At 68.5% G+C, this 19,565-nt stretch carries 17 protein-coding genes; 6 read left to right on the top strand and 11 right to left on the bottom strand.

Annotated features, from left to right (window positions below; translation table 11 throughout):
• Positions 1 to 2 precede the first annotated feature (2 nt).
• Positions 3 to 1,646, bottom strand: a complete 1,644-nt coding sequence (locus HEP73_RS18490) for an electron transfer flavoprotein-ubiquinone oxidoreductase (RefSeq protein ID WP_185821052.1) — start codon at positions 1,644 to 1,646, stop codon at positions 3 to 5.
• 113 nt (positions 1,647 to 1,759) lie between these two features.
• Between HEP73_RS18490 and HEP73_RS18485 the strand changes: the two genes are divergently transcribed.
• A complete protein-coding gene (locus HEP73_RS18485) occupies positions 1,760 to 2,341 on the top strand; it encodes an alpha-ketoglutarate-dependent dioxygenase AlkB family protein (RefSeq protein ID WP_185821051.1) in 582 nt (193 codons plus the stop codon).
• A gap of 338 nt (positions 2,342 to 2,679) precedes the next feature.
• Here HEP73_RS18485 and HEP73_RS18480 read toward each other — a convergent pair whose 3' ends face one another.
• From HEP73_RS18480 to HEP73_RS18465, 4 genes are all read right to left on the bottom strand, one after another.
• Positions 2,680 to 3,351, bottom strand: a complete 672-nt coding sequence (locus HEP73_RS18480) for an ABC-type transport auxiliary lipoprotein family protein (protein ID WP_185821050.1) — start codon at positions 3,349 to 3,351, stop codon at positions 2,680 to 2,682.
• Positions 3,348 to 4,274, bottom strand: a complete 927-nt coding sequence (locus HEP73_RS18475) for an MlaD family protein (RefSeq protein WP_179568569.1) — start codon at positions 4,272 to 4,274, stop codon at positions 3,348 to 3,350. Before HEP73_RS18475 ends, HEP73_RS18480 begins: the two co-directional genes overlap by 4 nt.
• A 3-nt stretch (positions 4,275 to 4,277) precedes the next feature.
• Entirely contained in the window at positions 4,278 to 5,093 is an 816-nt protein-coding gene (locus tag HEP73_RS18470) for an ABC transporter ATP-binding protein (protein WP_185821049.1), read from the bottom strand.
• Between the two features lie 79 nt (positions 5,094 to 5,172).
• Positions 5,173 to 6,285: an ABC transporter permease gene (locus tag HEP73_RS18465; protein ID WP_185813988.1), complete on the bottom strand. Its 1,113-nt coding sequence runs from the start codon at positions 6,283 to 6,285 to the stop codon at positions 5,173 to 5,175.
• Positions 6,286 to 6,383: 98 nt separating this feature from the next.
• Between HEP73_RS18465 and HEP73_RS18460 the strand changes: the two genes are divergently transcribed.
• Positions 6,384 to 7,643 (top strand): threonine/serine exporter family protein, encoded by a 1,260-nt coding sequence (locus tag HEP73_RS18460; RefSeq protein WP_185813987.1) that lies wholly within the window; start codon positions 6,384 to 6,386, stop codon positions 7,641 to 7,643.
• 100 nt (positions 7,644 to 7,743) lie between these two features.
• On the opposite strand, the gene HEP73_RS18455 is transcribed toward HEP73_RS18460, so the two are convergent.
• The 3 genes from HEP73_RS18455 to HEP73_RS18445 form a co-directional block, all read right to left on the bottom strand.
• Positions 7,744 to 8,220 carry an H-NS histone family protein gene (locus HEP73_RS18455; RefSeq protein ID WP_185813986.1) on the bottom strand — a complete coding sequence of 159 codons (477 nt, stop codon included), beginning with the start codon at positions 8,218 to 8,220 and terminating at the stop codon, positions 7,744 to 7,746.
• A 281-nt stretch (positions 8,221 to 8,501) separates the two neighbouring features.
• Complete coding sequence (locus HEP73_RS18450; protein WP_185821048.1) at positions 8,502 to 10,196, bottom strand: proline--tRNA ligase; 1,695 nt, start codon at positions 10,194 to 10,196, stop codon at positions 8,502 to 8,504.
• Positions 10,197 to 10,297: 101 nt separating this feature from the next.
• Positions 10,298 to 10,690 carry a DUF4124 domain-containing protein gene (locus tag HEP73_RS18445; RefSeq protein WP_185821047.1) on the bottom strand — a complete coding sequence of 131 codons (393 nt, stop codon included), beginning with the start codon at positions 10,688 to 10,690 and terminating at the stop codon, positions 10,298 to 10,300.
• 78 nt (positions 10,691 to 10,768) lie between these two features.
• Between HEP73_RS18445 and pssA the strand changes: the two genes are divergently transcribed.
• The 4 genes from pssA (at position 10,769) to HEP73_RS18425 (ending at position 14,280) form a co-directional block, all read left to right on the top strand.
• On the top strand, positions 10,769 to 11,545 hold the full coding sequence (pssA, locus tag HEP73_RS18440; protein ID WP_185821046.1) for a CDP-diacylglycerol--serine O-phosphatidyltransferase: 777 nt from the start codon (positions 10,769 to 10,771) through the stop codon (positions 11,543 to 11,545).
• Positions 11,542 to 12,051, top strand: a complete 510-nt coding sequence (locus HEP73_RS18435; RefSeq protein ID WP_185821045.1) for an alanine acetyltransferase — start codon at positions 11,542 to 11,544, stop codon at positions 12,049 to 12,051. Before pssA ends, HEP73_RS18435 begins: the two co-directional genes overlap by 4 nt.
• Positions 12,052 to 12,125: 74 nt before the next feature.
• Positions 12,126 to 12,539 carry a ribosomal protein S18-alanine N-acetyltransferase gene (gene rimI / locus HEP73_RS18430; RefSeq protein WP_458309694.1) on the top strand — a complete coding sequence of 138 codons (414 nt, stop codon included), beginning with the start codon at positions 12,126 to 12,128 and terminating at the stop codon, positions 12,537 to 12,539.
• Positions 12,540 to 13,128: 589 nt separating this feature from the next.
• Positions 13,129 to 14,280, top strand: a complete 1,152-nt coding sequence (locus tag HEP73_RS18425; RefSeq protein WP_255423548.1) for a pectate lyase family protein — start codon at positions 13,129 to 13,131, stop codon at positions 14,278 to 14,280.
• Between the two features lie 202 nt (positions 14,281 to 14,482).
• On the opposite strand, the gene HEP73_RS18420 is transcribed toward HEP73_RS18425, so the two are convergent.
• From HEP73_RS18420 to HEP73_RS18410, 3 genes are all read right to left on the bottom strand, one after another.
• A complete protein-coding gene (locus tag HEP73_RS18420) occupies positions 14,483 to 17,386 on the bottom strand; it encodes a valine--tRNA ligase (protein WP_185821044.1) in 2,904 nt (967 codons plus the stop codon).
• 112 nt (positions 17,387 to 17,498) lie between these two features.
• Complete coding sequence (locus HEP73_RS18415) at positions 17,499 to 17,924, bottom strand: DNA polymerase III subunit chi (protein WP_185823483.1); 426 nt, start codon at positions 17,922 to 17,924, stop codon at positions 17,499 to 17,501.
• Between the two features lie 114 nt (positions 17,925 to 18,038).
• Complete coding sequence (locus HEP73_RS18410) at positions 18,039 to 19,520, bottom strand: leucyl aminopeptidase (protein ID WP_185821043.1); 1,482 nt, start codon at positions 19,518 to 19,520, stop codon at positions 18,039 to 18,041.
• Between the last annotated feature and the right edge of the window lie 45 nt (positions 19,521 to 19,565).

Raw genomic sequence — 19,565 nt, 5'->3', positions numbered from 1 at the left:
GCTCACAGGTTCTGGTAATTCGGCCCGGAGCCGCCTTCCGGGGTGACCCAGTTGATGATTTCGTAGGGATCCTTGATGTCGCAGGTCTTGCAGTGCACGCAGTTGGCGGCGTTGATCTGCAGGCGCTTGCCGGCCGCGTCGTCGACGATCTCGTACACCGCGGCGGGGCAGAAGCGGGTGCAGGGGTTGCCGTATTCCTCGGTGCAGCGGGTCACGCAGATCTGCGGGTCCAGCACCTGCAGGTGCACGGGTTGGTCCTCGTCGTGTTCGGTGGCTGCGAAGTAGACGCCCTGCAGGCGGTCGCGCGGCGCCAGGTCGCGCTGCACGTAGTCGCGCTTGGGCTGTTCGTGTTCGCCCAGCCGGTCCAGCGACGACCAGTCGGCGGTCACCTTCAGCGTCCACGGCGAAGCGCCCTTGACCAGGGTCTCCCAGGCGCCGTTGAGCAGGCCGAACCACATGCCCTTCTTGAAACCGGGCTTGATGTTGCGCACCTGGCGCAGCTCGGCCATGACCTCCGAACCGCGCAGCTTGGCGTCGAACCCTGCCGGGTTCAGCGCCGCGCCGGCAGCCAGGTGTTCGGCGGCGAGCATGCCGCTGCGGATCGCCTGGTGGGTGCCCTTGATCTTGGGCACGTTGAGCAGGCCGGCGGTGTCGCCGATCAGCAGCGCGCCGGGCATCTCCACCTTCGGCAACGATTGCCAGCCGCCGCTGGCGATGGCGCGGGCGCCGGCCGACAGGATGGTGCCGCCTTCCAGCAGCGGCTTGATCAGCGGGTGGTTCTTCCACTGCTGGAACGCTTCCCACGGCCGGTATTCGGGATCGTGGTAGTCCAGGCCGCTGACGTAGCCCAGCGCCACCTGGTTGTTCTCCAGGTGATACAGGAAGCTGCCGGCATAGGTGGCGTTGTCGGCCGGCCAGCCCAGGGTATGCACGATCTTGCCGGGCACCACGCGGCCTTCCGGCAACTGCCACAGTTCCTTGATGCCGATCGAATAGGCCTGCGGGTCGCTGTCGGCGTCCAGCGCGAAACGCTTGACCAGGCGCTTGGTCAGGTGTCCGCGCGCGCCTTCGGCCAGCACTGTGACCTTGGCGCGGATATCGATGCCGGGGGTGTAGCCGGGCTTGTGCGAACCGTCCTTGGCCACGCCCATGTCGCCGATGCGCACGCCGAGCACGGTGCCGTCGTCGGCATGCAGGGTCTGCGCAGCGGCGAAGCCAGGATAGATCTCCACGCCCAACGCTTCGGCCTGCGGCGCCAGCCACGCGCACAGTGCGCCGAGGCTGACGATGAAGTTGCCGTGGTTGCGCATGCCCGGCGGCACGATCGGGAACTTGCGCCCGCCGTCCTTGCTCAGGTGCCAGAACTCGTCTTCGCCGGCGGGCACGCAGATCGGCGGCGGGGCGTCGCGCCAGCCGGGCAGCAACGCGTCGAGCGGCGCCGGCTCGATCACCGCGCCGGACAGGATCTGCGCACCGACCGTGCTGGCCTTCTCGATCACGCAGACCGAGATGTCCGGGTTGAGCTGCTTGAGCCGGATCGCGAACGCCAGCCCGGCCGGACCCGCGCCGACGGTGACCACGTCGTATTCCATGACGTCGCGTTCCACTGGCTCCGGCGCGCTGGCGCCGCCCTCCAATTCCGTCATCTGGTCCGCTCCCGTTGGCTCGATCTGGCTGTCTGCATTTTCAGGCTTTGTGCGTGACGGGGCAAATTCCGCACGCTGGCGTATGGTGCGGGCAGGCATGCTAGCGTGGCGCGATGCAACTCGATCTGCCCGGCGCCGACGTCCGCTGGCTGCCCGGCTGGCTCGCTCCGGCCGAGGCGGCGGCGCTGTTGGCGCACTTGCTGGCCGGGGTGGAGTGGGAGGTGCACCGCATCCGCCTGTTCGGGCGGATGGTCGATTCGCCGCGGCTGAGCTGCTGGATCGGCGACCCGGAGGCGAGCTACCGCTATTCCGGCACCCGCTTCGCGCCGCATCCGTGGCCGCCGGCCTTGCAGCCGCTGCGCGAACGGCTGGCGGCGGAAACCGGGGTCGCGTTCAACAGCGTACTGGCCAACCGCTATCGCGACGGTCGCGACGCCATGGGTTGGCACAGCGACGATGAGAGGGAACTGGGGCCGCGTCCGCTGATCGCCTCGCTGAGCCTGGGCGCCACGCGCCGCTTCGTGCTGCGCCATCGCCAGGAGCCGGCGCTGCGCCAGGCGCTGGAATTGAGCGCCGGTGGCTTGCTGTTGATGGGCGGGGAGACCCAGCGCCTGTACCGGCATGCCTTGCCGCGGACCGCGAAGCCGGTCGGCGAGCGGATCAATCTGACGTTTCGGAAGATCGCCGCGGGTTAGCGGACACAGATTCCCTTCTCTCCCCGGGAGAAGGTGCCCCGAAGGGGCGGATGAGGATCCGGGCGCAGCCTCGTACACCCAAACTCAGCGAGTCGCTTCGCGCCGTACCCTCACCCCAACCCCTCTCCCGGGGGGAGAGGGGCTTAAGCCAGCGTCTCAGGCCGCGCAGGTCGAGCTTCCTTCTCCCATCGGGAGAAGGTGCCCCGCAGGGGCGGATGAGGGTACGGGGCGCAGCCTCGTGCACCCAAACTCAGCGAGTCGCTGCGCGCCGCACCCTCGCCCCAACCCCTCTCTCCCTCGGGACTTCCTTCGGTCGCCGGTGGGAGAGGGGCTTTGGATCAGCGGCGTGGTGCCGGGGCGGGCTTCGGCACTGGCGCCATGGCCGTGGCCGCATCGGCCTGGCCCTGCTGCAGGGTCCAGCCGACCACGTCGCCGGTCACCTGCGACAGCGCCTGACTGAAGGCGTCGGCGACCTGCGCCTGCGCGGTGCTGGCCGCCGGTTGCGCGGCGAGGAAAGTGCGCGAGGCGACCACGCGCTGGTCGGGCGTGTACAGCAACTTGGCGTTGAGCTCGATCGTGGCCGAGGGCACGTCGTGGCCGGCGTAGTCGGATTCGAAGCGGCGCAGGTCCAGCAACAGCTTGTAGTCGGCGCGGATGCCGGTGCCGAGCCGGGCCACGCCGGGAATGCGCCCGGAATCCTCGAATGCGCGGACCAGTGTGTCCTCCAGCATGTCGGTGGCCGGCTGCGCCCAACTGACGCCGCTATAGACCTGCAGTTCGTCCGGGGTGGGGCGCACCGCGATGCGCGGGCTGTCGACCACCCGCGCGGCGCTTGGCTTGGCGATCGCCAGTTGCCAGGTCACCTGCGGCCATGACGGATCCGGCGCGACGCGCACGTTGGGCGCGTAGATCGTCACCGGATCCTTGCTGCCGCCGGTCAGCGCGGAGCAGCCGGCAGCGAGCAGCAGGGCCGGGACGGCGAGCAGCAGGAGGGCGCGCGTCGGCTTCATTTGGGTTTGAACTCCTTCGGGGCGTCGCGGCCGAGCAGGTAGCGCGCGGGGTTGTTGTCCAGGCGGTCGCTGACCCGGCGCAGGTCGCGGATCAGCCCGCGCAGTTCGGTCAGGGTCGGGCCGAGCTGGCCCAGGCCGTCGTTGGCGAAGCTGTTGATCGCCGCGCGGTTCTCGCCCAGGATCTTGTCGGCATTGCCGGACGCCGAATCGAGCTTGCTCAGCGTGCTTTCCAGCTTGTCCAGGATCGGCGGCAGCTGCTGCACCAGGTTCTGGTCCAGGCGCTGGATGGTGCCGTTGGTGGTCTTCAGGGTCACGTCGAGATTGCGCGCGGCATCGCGCGCGCTGAGGATCAGCGATTGCATGCCTTCGTCGCGGTCGGCCAGCGAGCCGCTGATCGTTTCCAGGTTGTGCAGGGTGGCGGTGATGCTGGCCACGTTGCGGTCGCTGAGCACTTCGTCCAGGCGCTCGACGATGCGGTTGGCGGTGTCGGTGATGTTCTGCAGCGCCGACGGCGTGGTCTGGATGATCGGCGCGTCGCTGGTGTCGATGGAGGTCAGCGACGGCGCCTCCGGGGTGCCGCCGGAGAGCTGGATGATCGACGGCCCGGTCAGGCTGGTGATGCCCAGCTTGGCGCGGGTGTCGCTCTTGATTGGCGTGGTCGAGTTCAGCCGCACCCGCGCCACCACTTGGCGCGGATCGTTCGGCGCCAGGGTCAGTTCGGTGATCGAGCCGACCGCGATGCCGTTGTATTGCACCGGGCTGCCCACCGACAGGCCGGTCACCGCCTCGCGGAACACCACCCGGTATTCCTGCCAGGTGCGGTCGGACGAATACTTGGCGGCCCACAGCCCGAACAGCAGCAGGGCCAGCCCGGCCACGATGGTGAAGGCGCCGATCAGGACGTAGTTGGCTTTGGTTTCCATGGCTCAGTGGGTCTCGGTCCAGGCGGTTTTGGCGTCGCGCGCCGCGCGCGCGCGCGGGCCGTGGAAATAGTCCTGGATCCAGGGGTGGTCGACCTGCTCGATCTCGGCCAGCGGCGCGGTGGCGATGACCTTGCGGTCGGCCAGCACCGCCACGCGATCGCAGATAGCGTACAAGGTGTCCAGGTCGTGGGTGATGAGGAACACGGTCAGCCCCAGCGCTTCCTGCAGGGTGCGGATCAGGCGGTCGAAGGCGGCCGCGCCGATCGGGTCCAGCCCGGCGGTGGGTTCGTCGAGGAACAGCAGCGGCGGGTCCAGCGCCAGCGCGCGCGCCAGCCCGGCGCGCTTGCGCATGCCGCCGGACAGCTGCGAGGGCAGCTTGTTGATCGCATCGGCCGGCAGTCCGGCCAGTTTCACCTTCAGCAGCGCCAGTTCGTAATGCCAACTGTCGGGCAGTTCGCCGAAGTGCTCCTTCAGCGGCACCTGCACGTTCTCGCCCACGCTCAGCGAGGAGAACAGCGCGCCGTCCTGGAACAGCACGCCGGTATTGCGCTCCACGTGCAGGCGGTCTTCGCGGCGGCGGGAGTCGGTATCCACGCCGAGCACGCGGATGTGGCCGGCGTCGGGCTCGCGCAGGCCGAGGATGCTGCGCATCAGCACCGACTTGCCGGTGCCCGAGCCGCCGACCACGCCGAGGATCTCGCCGCGGCGCACGTCCAGGTCCAGGTCTTCGTGCACGGTCTGGGTGCCGAAGCGGTTGAGCAGGCCGCGCACCGAGATGGCTAATTCGGGATTCGGGATTGGGGAGTCGGGATTGGTCAAAGCAACGGCTCCCGACGAGGCAGCGCACGGCGCCCGCTTTCTACGAATCCCCAATCCCCAATTTCGAATCCCGGCTCCATCACCACCCCACGTTCATGAACCACAGCGCGGCGATCGCGTCGATGATGATCACCAGCGAGATCGTCTGCACCACGCTGGTGGTGGTGCGCTCGCCGACCGATTGCGCGGTGCCTTCCACGCGCAGGCCTTCCAGGCAGCCGATCAGGCCGATCACGATCGCGAAGATCGGCGCCTTCGACATCCCCACCAGCATGTGCCGCAACTGGATGGTGTCGTGCATGCGCGCCAGGTACATCTGCGGCGGGATGCCCAGGTCGAAGGCGCCGACGGTGACGCCGCCGGCCAGGCCGGCGATCATCGCCACGAAGGTCAGCAGCGGCAGCATCACCAGCAGCGCCACCAGCCGCGGGATCACCAGCAGGTCCATCGGGTCCAGACCCAGGGTCTGGATCGCGTCGATCTCCTCGCGCGCCTTCATCGCGCCGATCTGTGCGGTGAACGCGCTGGCGGTGCGTCCGGCCAGCACGATCGCGGTCAGCAGCACCGCGAACTCGCGCAGGAAGGCGATGCTGACCAGTTCCACCACGTAGATCTCGGCGCCGAAGTCGCGCAGGATGGTCGAACCCAGGAACGCGATCACCGCGCCGACCAGGTAGGACAGCAGGGCGACCAGCGGCACCGCGTCCAGCCCGACCTGTTCCATGTGGTGCACGGTGGCGGTTAGGCGGAAACGCCGCGGTTCGTGCACCAGGCGCAGCACCTTGACCAGGGTCTCGCCGAGGAAGCCGACCAGGTTGACGATTTCCTTGCCGTTGTGGTGTACCGCATAGCCAAGTCGCTCCAGTGCCGCGGCGAAGCCGTAGTCGCGCTTGCGCTTGGGGCGGTCGTCGGCGACGTCCTCGATGGTGCTGACCAGCGCCTGGTGGTCGTGGCGGAAGTTCAGCGCCTCGTGGGCGATGCCGTTGCGGGTGGCGTAGCGCATCAGCTGCAGCACGCCGGCCGAATCCAGCTGGGCGATGCCGCTGGCGTCGATACCGGTGGTGCCGGCCGGCAGCGTGCGCAGCACGTCCGACGACGCCAGCGCGGTGGCCAGCGTCCAACTGCCGGACAGCCGCACCCGCGAGGGGTCTCGGTCGTCCTGGCTGAGTGTTGGCGGTTGCGGTTCGATCATGGGGCGTCCGGGCGCGAGCATACCTGTTTCGCCTGCACCGCAATGTCGTCGTGCGCCACAGGGTGGCTGTGCGCGGGGTTCGCGCCATACTAGCCGACATGCAAGCCGCGCCCATCGCCAATCCCTCCGCCAGCGCCACCTATGCGCAACGGATCGCCTTCGTCTCCGAGATCGCCGGCCGTCTGCACACCTACGGCACCACCGCGCAACGCCTGGAGGCGGCGGTGGTGGCGCTGTCGCAGCAGTTGGACCTGGATTGCGAACCCTGGTCCAACCCGACCGGGCTGATCCTCAGCTTCAGCGATCCGACCAAGGCGATCGGCTCCAGCGATATCACCCGGGTGGTGCGGCTGGCGCCGGGCGACAACGATCTGCACAAGCTCAGCGTCGCCGACAGCATCGCCGACGACGTCGCCAGCGGGCGCATGAGCGTGGCCCAGGGCCATACCGCGCTGCGCCAGCTGGACCGCCCGCCCGGGCGGCGCTGGAAGGCGATGCAGGTGCTCGGCTTCGGCCTGGCGGCCTTGGGCGTGGCCGGGCTGTGGCGGCTGCCGTGGCTGGACATCGCCACCGCCGCCGCGATCGGCCTGTTGATCGGCGCGCTGACCCAGCTCACCGACAAGCGCCCGGCGGCCAAGGAGGCCAACGAGGCGTTGGCGGCGCTGCTGGCCGGCGTCGTCGCCGCACTGGTGGCGACCTTCGTGGCGCCGCTGAACCTCAATTCGGTGATCATCGCCTCGCTGGTGGTGCTGTTGCCGGGGATGGCGCTGACCAATGCGGTCAACGAACTGACCAGCCAGCACTGGGTGTCCGGCACGGCGCGTTTCGCCGGCGCGGTCACCACCATTCTCAAGCTCACCGTGGGCGCGGTGATCGCGGTGACCCTGGCGCAGCTGCTGGGCCTGGAGCCGCTGGTGCACGCGTCGCGGCCGCAGGCGGTGTGGGTGGAATGGGCGTCGCTGCTGGTCGCGGCGTACGCGTTCGCGTTGCTGTTCAAGGCCAACGGCCGCGACTATCCGTGGGTGATGGCCGCCTCGGTGGCCGGCTACGCGATCGCGCGCTTCGCCGGCGAGGCCTGGGGCAGCCCGGTCGGGATCTTCCTGTCGGCGATGTCGCTGACCGCCGCCGGCAATCTGTTCGGCCGGCTGGTGCAGCGTCCGGGCGCGCTGATTCGTCTGCCCGGCATCATCATGCTGGTGCCCGGCAGCGCCAGCCTGCGCGGGCTGCTGACCCTGGTGCAGCAGCACGACGTGTCCGGCGGGCAGTCGGCGCTGCTGGCGGTGACCAATATCGTGATGGCGCTGGTCGCCGGCCTGCTGTTCGGCAATCTGCTGGTGCCGGCGCGGAAGAATCTCTAGCGGCATCGCCCTTGCGGCAGGCATGAAAAACGCCGGCTTGCGCCGGCGTTTTCTTGAATAACCTACCGATCCCCGACCCGTTGCCGGATCGGTTTTCCGATCAGTTTTTCGGGGCGGCGGACTTGCCGGCTTTCTTGGCGACCTTGGCGACTTTCTTGGTGGCCTTCTTCGCCGTCTTCTTGGCCGGCGCGGCGGACTTGGCCGGCGCGGCGATCAGGAAGTCGTCGACCTTCTTGCCCTTGGCAACCTGCTCCGCCAGCCAGCGCGGCTGCTTGCCGCGGCCGGTCCAGGTTTCCGCGGCATTGGCCGGGTTGCGGTATTTCGGCGGCACCTTGCCCAGCTTGCGGCCCGGCTTCGGACCCGGCTTGCCGGCAGCCGGCTTGCGGCCGCGCTTGGCCGGAGCGGCGCCATCGAATACTTCGTCGATGCCGTAACCGTGCGATTTGGCCAGGCGTGCCAGCAGGGTGCGGACCTTGGCGATGGGCGTGCGCTTGGCGACGATGGTCTGTTGCTTCTTGGCCGTCTTGATAAGAGCGCCCAACTGCTTGGCCGACAGGCCACTGAGATCGATGGTCATTTGTACTCCGGAAAATGGGTGATGGACCTGCAGCCATTCCCTGGCTAGAGCGGAATCATAATATCGCTTTATCGGATTGACAAATATTCCGGGTATTTCGATAGGTGCGCCGATCGCTGGATCGGCGTGGGTGTCACTTATACGCACCGAATTCCGATTGTCAAATCAACGCCGGGTAACGCCGCTGATTCGACCGGCATATTGACCCGGCAAATGTCGAGGCCGTGTCGTGAAGATCGCGGAGCAAGAAAAAGGCCGGGATATATTCCCGGCCTTTCCGATTAACCCTGCAGGCGCGCCAGCAATGCGGCGCGGTCCAGGTTCTCGGCCTCGCCGCCGCTGCGCGCGCGATATTCGAAGGTGCCGGCGGCCAGCCCGCGCTCGGACACCACCACCCGGTGCGGGATGCCGATCAGCTCGATGTCGGCGAACATCGCGCCGGCGCGCAGGCCGCGATCGTCGAGCGCGGCGTCCAGGCCGGCCTGCTGCAGTTCGGCCAGCAGCGCCTCGCCGGCCGCGTCGATCGCCGGATCGCGCTTGGGATTGATCACGCACACCGCCACCGACCACGGCGCCATCGGTTGCGGCCAGCGGATGCCGGCCTCGTCGTGGTTCTGCTCGATCGCCGCGGCGACGATGCGCGAAATGCCGATGCCGTAGCAGCCCATCGCCATCGCCACGGTCTTGCCGTTCTCGTCCAGCACGGTGGCGTCCAGCGCCTGCGCATACTGCCGGCCGAGCTGGAACACGTGGCCGACCTCGATGCCGCGCGCCAGGCGGATCTCGCCGCCGTCGTGCGCGCGCTCGCCCTCGACCACGTTGCGCAGGTCGGCCACGGTGTCCGGCTCGGGCAGGTCGCGGCCCCAGTTGACCCCGGCCAGATGGAAGCCGGCTTCGTTGGCGCCGACCACGAAATCGGCCATCGCCGCCACGTCGCGGTCGGCGACCACGCGGATCGGCTGGCTGGGGTTCAGCGGCCCGAGGAAGCCCGGTTCGCTGCCCAGGTGGGCGCGGATCTCGGCCTCGTTGGCCATGCGGTAGCCGGCCAGGCCGGCGACCTTGCCCAGCTTGATCTCGTTCACCGCGTGATCGCCGCGCACCAGCGCCAGCACGAAGGCGTCGCCGGCCATCACCGCGACCGACTTGACCGTGCGCTGCAGCGCGATGCCGAGCAACTCGGCCACGGCCTCGCAGGTCTTCTGGGTGGGCGTGGCGACCTTGCGCAGCGCTTCCTGCGCCGCTGCGCGCGGCGCCGGGTCGGCGGCGACCGCGGTCTCGACATTGGCCGCGTAGTCCGAACCGGTGGAGAACGCCAGCGAATCCTCGCCGGACTCGGCCAGCACGTGGAATTCCTGCGAAGCGTCGCCGCCGATGTCGCCGGAATCGGCCTGCACCGCGCGGAACTGCAGGCCCAGGCGGGTGAAGATGCGGCTGTAGGCCGCCTTCATGTTCTCGTATTCGCGGGCCAGGTCCTCGTCGCTGACGTGGAACGAATAGGCGTCCTTCATCAGGAACTCGCGCGCGCGCATCACCCCGAAGCGCGGCCGGATCTCGTCGCGGAACTTGGTCTGGATCTGGTAGAAATTGACCGGCAGCTGCTTGTAGCTGCTCAGCTCCTGGCGCGCGAAATCGGCCGCGGCCTCTTCGGCGGTGGGGCTGTAGCAGTATTCCTGCTCCTTGCGGTCCTTCATCCGCAGCATCAGGCCGCCGAACTTCTTCCAGCGCCCGGTGGCTTCCCACAGTTCGCGCGGCTGGATGGTCGGGAACAGCACTTCCACTGCGCCGGCGCGGTTCATTTCCTCGCGCACCACCGCTTCCACCTTGCGCAGCACGCGCAGACCCAGCGGCGACCAGGTGTAAAGGCCGGAGGCGAGCTTGCGGATCATGCCGGCGCGCAGCATCAGCCGGTGGCTGACCAGTTCGGCGTCGGCCGGGGTTTCCTTGGTGGTGTGCAGGTGGAACTGGGAAAGGCGCATCGAGGGGCTTCGCTAACGGCGGGCGCCCATTTTGCCAGTCATTGCCGGCGCTGCGGGAACAGAAGGCGGCCTGCGCCGTGCCCGCGCAGGCCGCGTCGCGCTCACTCCGCGGCGGCGGGCGGCGCGCAATAGGCCTTGATCGCGGCCTCGGCCAGGCCCTTCTGCGCGTCGCGCTGGGTCTCGTCCAGTTCCCCGTCCGGCTTGCCGTCGCCGTCGCGGTCGGTCATTACCTTGCCCGGCTTGCCGAGGATGTCCAGGTTCTTGCGCGCGCTCAGGCAGTTGGGGTTCTCCGCCGGGGCGGCGGCCTCGGTGGCCTCGGCCGGGGCGCCGCCGTGGCTGTCGACCCGCCGCGCCTGGTACTTGCCGCCCGGCGGCGGGCTCTGCGAATAGTGGGTGACGCCCTGCGCATCCTTCCATTGGTACAGGGTGGCGGCGCCGGCCACGCCGCTGGCGGCGAGCAGGCACAGGCAGCAAAGCCGGGTCAGGGCGCGCATCACGTTCTCCAGGGGTACGGGCGAAGGCCGATTGCAGCACCCGCCGTCGGGCCTGGCAAGTCGATTAAACTGCCGGGCATGGAACCATCCCGACCGCCTCCCCGTTCGCGCACCATCTATCTGCTGCCGAACCTGTTCACCACCGCCGGCCTGTTCTCCGGCTTCTACGCCATCATCGCCGCCGCCAACGGCCAGTTCGTGCACGCCAGCGTGGCGGTGTTCGTCGCCGCGGTGATGGACGGGCTGGACGGGCGCGTGGCGCGGCTGACCGGCACCAGCAGCGAATTCGGCGTGCAGTACGACTCGCTGGCCGACCTGGTCAGCTTCGGCATGGCCCCGGCGCTGGTGATGTACCACTGGTCGCTGTCGGCGCTGAAGTTCGATGGCAGCGTGATGGGCCGGGTCGGCTGGTCGGTGGCGTTCCTGTACGCGGCCTGCGCCGCGTTGCGCCTTGCCCGCTTCAACACCCAGGTCGGCACCGTCGACAAGCGCTGGTTCGTCGGCCTGGCCAGCCCGGCCGCGGCGGGGCTGATGATGGCCTTCGTGTGGGCCTTCGCCGACGGCAACCTCGGCTGGGACGGCGAGCAACTGCGCTACGTGGCGCTGGGCGTGACCGTGGTCGCGGCGCTGCTGATGGTCAGCCGCATCCGTTTCTGGAGCTTCAAGAGCGGCGCCGCCAAAGGCCCACGCGCCGACCGCGTGCCGTTCCTGATGCTGGTGCTGGCGCCGGTGGTGATCGCGGTGCTGGTCATCGACCTGTCGCGCGCGCTGCTGGCGATCGGCGTGCTGTATGCCTTGTCCGGCCCCTGCTATTGGCTGTGGCGGCGCTGGCGCAAGCTGCCGGACGCGACGTGAGCGAGGCAATAACCAGCGCGGCGCCGCTGTGGTCGGCCGAGCAGCACGGCTGGCTGCAGGCGTTGGGCCATACGCTCTATGTCGGGGCCGACGCCGAGGTCGGCGCGGTGGTCGCGCAGCCGGCGCTGGCCGAGGAGCGCGATGCTCCTGCCGCCGCCGCAGCTGCGCCTGCAGCGGTGTCCGCACACGCAGCACCGGCGTACGCGCCGCGTGCTACAGCACCCACGCCCGCGGAGCCGTCGCCGCGCGGGCGCGCGCCGACCGCGCCTGCGGACGATCCGGAGCCGCAACGCGCGGCGCCTGCGCCGGCTGCGCGCCGCGCCGGTCTGCGGCTGCCCGATCGGCTGCAGATCGCGCTGCTGCGCGCCTCCGGGCGCAATCCGAACGATCCGGCTACGCAGACGCTGATGGCAACCTGGCCGCTGGCCGAGCTGCGCGGCAATGCTGCCGCCAAGCGCGCGCTGTGGCCGCAGCTGCGCGCGCTGCGCAAGCAGGCGCCGCGGTGAGCGCGCTGGGCTCGGCGTCCTCGCCGGCGGCGGCGACGCTGCGCACGTTGCGCGAGACCGACCTGGACACGGTGATGGAGATCGAGCGCCGCGCCTATCCGTTCCCGTGGACGCGCGGCATCTTCCGCGACTGCCTGCAGGCCGGCTATCCGGGCTGGGTGCTGCTGGAACAGGGCCAGATCGTCGGCTACGGCGTGATCAGCGTCGCCGCCGACGAGGCGCACATCCTCAACGTCTGCGTCGCGCCGGAACGGCAATCGCGCGGCTACGGCCGCCTGCTGCTGCGCGCACTGATCAAGTACGGCGCCGACCTGGGCGCGCGTCGCGTGTTCCTGGAAGTGCGCCCGTCCAATCCCAGCGCGATCGCGCTGTACCACAGCGAAGGCTTCAACGAGATCGGCCGCCGCCCGCGCTACTACCCGGCGGCGAACGGCCGCGAGGACGCGCTGGTGATGGCGATCGAGCTGTTCTTCGAAGGCATGTCGTAGCGCCCGACGGCTTGCCGCCGGCACGGTGCCGGCGAGGGTTTCTGCATGCTTCGCCTTTTTTGCGGCGAGCCGTTTTCCTTCACTATAAATAATGGTTGCAGGGTGCAGCGTTGCGCCCGCTGTGGGCTGCCCAGCGTTGGGCGCATGCGTTGTCAGGTCCGCGTCCGTTCGAGTATCCGACGCCGCCGCCTCGCGGTGCATCCACTACACGCGATCTCGCGTCCGGCAGTGTTGGGGCTGCATTTTTTCCAGGGTTTTCCGAAGAGTGCGGCGCGTCTGCGCAATGTCGCCACTTGTCGTCGGGACAGCGTTGTTGTCCTGCAGCGGTAGCCGGCGTATCGGGCGCATCGCGAACGCAGTTTGTTAGATGCCGTCCCCATATCGCAGCGCTGGATCCGCGCGCAGCGCATTTGTCTCTTCCCAAGCCGAACGCGCTCCCTACAGTGCGCGCCTCTTCGGCGCTGCCCTGTGCGATGGCATCAGGCGCAGTTGTCCGAGGGGACAGCGAATGCGCTCGCGCTGCCGCGTTTTCCGCCTGCGGAAAACGCCGCGCCTGCGACGACTCCACCCATGCTTACGAGGTTCCAGGATGAAGACACAGTCACTCATCGCATCCCCGCGCACGCTCACCCATGCGATTGCGCTTGCAGTCTGTCTGGCGGGCGCGACCGGCAGCGCCTACGCCGATGCCAGCCTGGAGGTGGCCAGTACCGGGTGGGCGACGCAGAACGGCGGCACCAAGGGCGGTTCCAAGGCCGCCGCGGCCAACGTCTACAGCGTCAGCACCGCCGCGCAGCTGAAGACCGCGCTGAAGGCCAGCGTCGGCAGCAACGGCCGCATCATCAAGATCAGCGGCATCATCGACGTCAGTGAGGGCACGCCGTACAGCACCACCGCGGACATGAAGAGCCGTGCGCGCCTGGATGTCCCCACCAAGACCACGCTGATCGGTGTCGGCAGCAATGCGCAGATCCGCGAGGGCTATCTGTACGTCAAGGCCAACGACGTGATCATCCGCAACCTCACAATCGAGAATCCGTGGGATCCGCAGCCGGTGTGGGATCCGGACGACGGCAGCGCCGGCAACTGGAATTCCGAGTACGACGGCCTGACCATCGAGGGCGCCAGCAACGTGTGGGTGGACCATGTCACCTTCACCGACGGCCGCCGCACCGACGAGCAGAACGGCACCGCCAACGGCCGGCCCAAGCAGCATCACGACGGCGCGCTGGACGTCAAGAAAGGCGCCAACTACGTGACCATCTCGTATTCGGCGTTCAAGTCGCACGAGAAGAACAACCTGATCGGCTCCAGCGACAGCGCCTCCAGCACCGACAGCGGCAAGCTCAAGGTGACCATCCACAACACGCTGTTCGAGAACATTTCCGCGCGCGCGCCGCGGGTGCGTTTCGGCCAGGTGCATCTGTACAACAACTACCATGTCGGCAGCACCAGCAATGCGGTGTATCCGTTCTCGCATGCGCACGGCGTCGGCAAGGAATCGAAGATCTTCTCCGAGAACAACGCCTTCGACATCGCCGGAGTCAGCAGCTGCGACAAGATCGCCGCCAACTACGGCGGCAGCGTGTACCGCGATTTCGGCTCGCTGCTCAACGGCAAGGCGCTGACCTGCTCGTGGAACAACAACATCGGCTGGACCCCGCCGTACACCTATTCGCTGTTGCCGGCGAACCAGGTGGCGAACGACGTCAAGTCCAAGGCGGGCGCCGGCAAGCTCTGAAGAAGTGTGCCGCCGCCCGGCATGGGCGGCGGCACAGGCGGCGCTGCGTGTGCCTGGTAGATTCAGACAACGCCACTGTAGGAGCGGCTTCAGCCGCGACGCGCATTACCGGGAAAGCCCCGGTCGCGGCTGAAGCCGCTCCTACAGGTTGCAAGAAAACAGGTTGTATGAAAGAACGCGGGGGGCGGCCGCCGGCGGAGTCCTACAGCTTGGCGCGCTGCTCGCGCAGGCCGGCCAGTTGCGTGGTCCAGTCGGCCAGGCGTACGCGTTCCTGCTCGACCACCGCCGCCGGCACCTTGTCGGTGAACTTCTCCAGCTTGGCCGTGCTCTTTTCCTGTTCGGCGCCGACCCGGGCGATCTCCTTGTCCAGGCGGGTGCGCTCGGCGTCCAGGTCCACCAGGCCTTCCAGCGGCACCAGCAGCCGCAGCTCGCCGACGATCGCCGCGGCGGCCGGCGGTGCGTCCTGCGCCGCGTCCAGCCACTGGATCGCCTCCAGCCGCAGCAGGAACTTCAACTGCGAGGCGAAGCGTTCCACCCGCGCTCGGTCCTCGGCGTGGCCGCCCTGCAGCAGCAGCGGCACCAGCTTGGACGGCGGCACGTTGAGTTCGCTGCGCACCCGGCGCAGCGCTGAGACCATCGCCTTGAGCCACTCGATGTCGGCTTCGGCATCGGCGTAGGCGCTCACGTCCAGGTCGCCGGCGCGCGGATACGGCTGCAGCGAGATGGTCGGCGCGGCGATGCCCAGGCGCGGCGCCACCTGCTGCCACAGTTCCTCGGTGACGAACGGGGTCAGCGGATGCAGCAAGCGCAGCAGCGTCTCCAGCACCTGCAGCAGGGTGTGGCGGGTGCTGTCGGCGGCGACGGCGTCGTCGCCGTTCAAGGCCGGCTTGGTCAGTTCCAGGAACCAGTCGCAGAACTCGTTCCAGGCGAACTCGTACAGCGACTGCGCGAGCAGGTCGAAGCGGTAGGCGGCGTAGTGCGCCTGCGCTTCGGCGGCGACCTTGTCCAGCCGCACCAGGATCCACTTCTCGGCATCGGTGACCGGCACGTGCTTGCCCGTAGCCTGATGCAAAGCGGTGTCCGCATGGTTCGCCATCTGGGCGCGTGGCGACGCGTTTGTCGCTGTCGCCGCCGCGGGATCCTCGGGGCGCGTGTTCATGAGCACGAACCGGCTGGCATTCCACAACTTGTTGCAGAAATTCTTGTAGCCCTCGGCGCGGCCGAGGTCGAACTTGATGTCGCGGCCGTGGCTGGCCAGCGCGGCGATGGTGAAGCGCAGCGCGTCGGCGCCGTGGGCGATGATGCCCTCGGGGAATTCCTTGCGCGTGGCCTTCTCGATCTTCTCGGCCATGCGCGGCTGCATCAACCCAGTGGTGCGCTTGGCGACCAGGTCCTCGATGCTGATGCCGTCGATGATGTCCAGCGGGTCGAGCACGTTGCCCTTGGACTTGGACATCTTCTGCCCGTCCTTGTCGCGGATCAGGCCGGTAATGTACACGTCGCGGAACGGCACCTGGCCGGTGAAGCTGTCGGTGGCCATGATCATCCGCGCCACCCAAAAGAAGATGATGTCGAAGCCGGTGACCAGCACGCTCGACGGCAGGTAGCGCTCGAAGCCGCGCTCGGCCATCGCCTGCGGATCGGGCCAGCCCATCGTCGAGAACGGCCACAGCTGCGCGGAGAACCAGGTCTCCAGCACGTCGCTGTCCTGGTGCAGGGCGACGTCGTTGCCAAGGCCATTCTTCGCGCGCGCCTCGGCCTCGTCGCGGCCTACGTAGCAGTTGCCGGCGTCGTCGAACCACGCCGGAATGCGATGGCCCCACCACAGCTGGCGGCTGATGCACCAGTCCTGGATGTTGTCCATCCAGTGGCGATAGGTGTTGATCCAGTTCGGCGGCACGAACGTGACCTGGCCCGACTCGACCAGTTCCAGGCCGCGTTTGGCCAGCGCGTCCATCTTCACGAACCACTGGTCGGTGAGGTAGGGCTCGATCACCTGGCCGGTGCGGTCGCCGCGCGGCACCTGCAGCTTGTGCGGCTTGGTCTCGACCAGGATGCCGAGGTCTTCCAGGTCGGCCAGCACCGCCTTGCGCGCGTCGTAGCGGTCCAGGCCACGGTACTTCTCCGGCGCGTTGTCATTGATCGCCGCGGTCGGGGTGAACAGGTTGATCATCGGCAGGCTGTGGCGCACGCCGACCTGGTAATCGTTGAAATCGTGCGCCGGCGTCACCTTGACCACGCCGGTGCCGAACGCGCGGTCCACGTAGTCGTCGCCGATCACCGGCACCTGGCGGCCGGTCAGCGGCAGCGTCACCGTCTTGCCGATCAGGTGCGCGTAGCGCGCGTCCTGCGGGTGCACCATCACCGCGGTGTCGCCGAGCAGGGTTTCCGGGCGCGTGGTGGCCACCACCAGGTAGTCGCGGGTCTCGCGCAGGGTCTCGTTGCCGTCGGCATCGTGCTCGACGTGCTCGTAGCTGGCGCCGTCCTCGAGCGTGTAGGCGATCGACCACAGGAAGCCGTCTTCCTCGACGTTCTCCACTTCCAGGTCGGAGATCGCGGTCTTCAGCACCGGGTCCCAGTTGACCAGGCGCTGGCCGCGGTAGATCAGGCCCTGTTCGTGCCAGCGCACGAACGCCTCGACCACCGCCGCCGACGGCTGCGGGTCCATGGTGAAGGTACTGCGCGACCAGTCGCTGGAGGTGCCCAGGCGGCGCATCTGCCGCTCGATGGTGTCGCCCGACTGCGCCTTCCATTCCCACACCTTGGCGATGAAGCCCTCGCGCCCCAGCGAGTCGCGGGTCTCGCCCTTGCCTGCCAGCGCCAGGTTGCGCGACACCACCATCTCGGTGGCGATGCCGGCGTGGTCGCTGCCGACCTGCCACAGCGTGTCGAAGCCGCGCATGCGGTGGTAGCGCACCAGCGCATCCATCAGCGTTTGCTGGAAGGCGTGGCCCATGTGCAGGGTGCCGGTCACGTTCGGCGGCGGCAGCAGCACCGTGTACGGCTCGCCCTGCCCGGACGGCTTGAAATAGCCGGCCGCTTCCCACTGGGCGTACAGGCGCGATTCGAAGGAGGTTGGGTCGTAGCTGGGGGCGAGGGTGGTCATTGGGGAGCCGGGATTGGGGATTCGTGATTCGGGATTCGTTGCGGTGCCATGCCGATGAAGGGGGACAGGGCAGGGATCCATCCCGAATCTCCAATGCCCAATCCCGGCTCCATCACATGTCGTACTTGCTGACCTCGAAGCCCAGCGCCTTGTACTGTTTCCAGCGTTCGCGCAGCGGCTCGCGCGCGGCGGGGTCGGCCGGCACCACTTCCAGCACGCGCTCGCAGGTACCGAGGTAGGCGTCGTCGCGCAGGTTGATCACCAGCGCGCGCGACGGCGCTTCCACGCCGGGCGGGACGATCAGCACCTGCGCCTCTTCCTCGTCGACATCGGCGCCGGCGATCTGGTGCGGGATGTAGGCATCCGGGTCGAACGCCCACAACAGCTCGTCCAGCTCCTCGGCCTGCGCCTCGTCGCGCGCCAGCACCAACGTCCACAGGTTGGCGTCGTTGGCCTTGCGCGCCAGCTCGCAGACCAGCCGCAGCGGCTCGGTGAGGAAGCGCGGCTTGGCGATCAGGTAGAAATCGGCGCGCATCAGAAGAGCGGGGAACGGGGAATGGAGAATAGGGAATGGGAACAGCCGGCGGCGGCGAATGCGCCGCGCGCGGTGGGGTCAGACAGAGCGCTTTTCACGATTCCCGATTCCCCATTCTCAATTCCCGGCCGCAACGCGGTCCAGCAACCACTGCGACAACAACCCCACCGGCCGGCCGGTGGCCATGCCGCGCTTGCCTTCGTCGCTGGCCACGCCGGCGATGTCCAGGTGCGCCCAGCGCTGGCCTTCGGTGAAGCGCGACAGGAAGCAGCCGGCGGTAATGGCGCCGGCCCAGCGGCCGCCGATGTTGTAGACGTCGGCGAAGCTGGAATCGAGCAGGCCCTGGTATTCGTCCCACAGCGGCAGGCGCCAGGCGCGGTCGAACACGTGTTCGCCGGCGGCCAGCAGTTCGTTGGCCAGGTCGTCGTGCTTGCTCATCAGGCCGGCGGTCTGGTGGCCGAGCGCGACCATGCAGGCGCCGGTCAGGGTGGCCACGTCGATCAGCGCCTCGGGGTTGAAGCGTTCGGCGTAGGTCAGCGCGTCGCACAGGATCAGGCGGCCTTCGGCGTCGGTGTTGCCGACTTCGATGGTCTTGCCGGACATGCTGGTGATCACGTCGGAGGGGCGGTAGGCGTCGCCGTCGATCGCGTTCTCTACCGCCGGCACCACCACCACCAGGTTCAGCGGCAGGCGTGCTGTGGCCGCGGCGACGAAAGTGCCGATGACGTTGGCGCCGCCGCACATGTCGTACTTCATCTCCTCGATGCCGCCCTGGGTCTTCAGGTTGACGCCGCCGGTATCGAAGGTGATGCCCTTGCCGACCAGCACGTAGGGCTTGGCATCGCCGCCGCCGTTCCACTTCAGCACCAGCAGCCGCGGGCGGTTGGCCGAGCCGCGCGCCACCGCCAGCAGCGAGCCCATGCCCAGTTCCTGCATCTGCGTCTCGTCGAGGATCTCGGCCTCGGCGCCTTCGATGCCATGGGCGAACGCCGCGGCGGTTTCAGCCAGATAGGCCGGGGTGCACAGGTTCGGCGGCAGGTTGCCGAGCTCGCGGGCGAATTTCACGCCGGCGGCGATGGCCTGGCCCTGGGCCAGCGCGGTGGCATCCTCGCCGAGCACGGCCAGGCTGGCCAGGCCGCTGTCGTCGGGCTTCTTCTTGCCCAGGGTGGCGGTGTAGCGGTAGCAGGCGTGGTCGCTGGCGATCACCGCCTGGCGGATCGCCCAGGCCTGGTCGCGGCCCTTGATCTCCAGCTCGGACAGGGTGAACAGCGCCTTGGCCGCCGGCCCGCTCTTCAGCGCGCGCGCCGCGTCGCCGACCGCCTTCAGGTACTGCGGCACGCCGAACTTGGCGGCCTCGCCCAGGCCGACCACCAGCACGCGCGGCGCGGTCACCCCGGGCAGGTCGTGCAGCAGCGCGCTGGCGCCGGTCTTGCCGCTTAGGTCGCCGCGGCCGGCCAGGGCCGTCAGGCGTCCGCCGCTGGCCGCATCCAGGGCCTGGGCGGCGGGCGACAGGCGCTTGTCGGCGAACACGCCGACGACGATGCAATCGAACGCCGCAGTAGCCGGGGCGTCGTGGTTCAGGGTGAATTCCAGGGCCATTGATCAGATTCCGTTGGCAAATCCGTACAATCGCGGGCTGTTTAC

The organism is Xanthomonas sp. GW, from assembly GCF_014236815.1.
Lineage (GTDB): Bacteria > Pseudomonadota > Gammaproteobacteria > Xanthomonadales > Xanthomonadaceae > Xanthomonas_A.
This window is presented reverse-complemented; position numbering and strand designations above follow the sequence as displayed.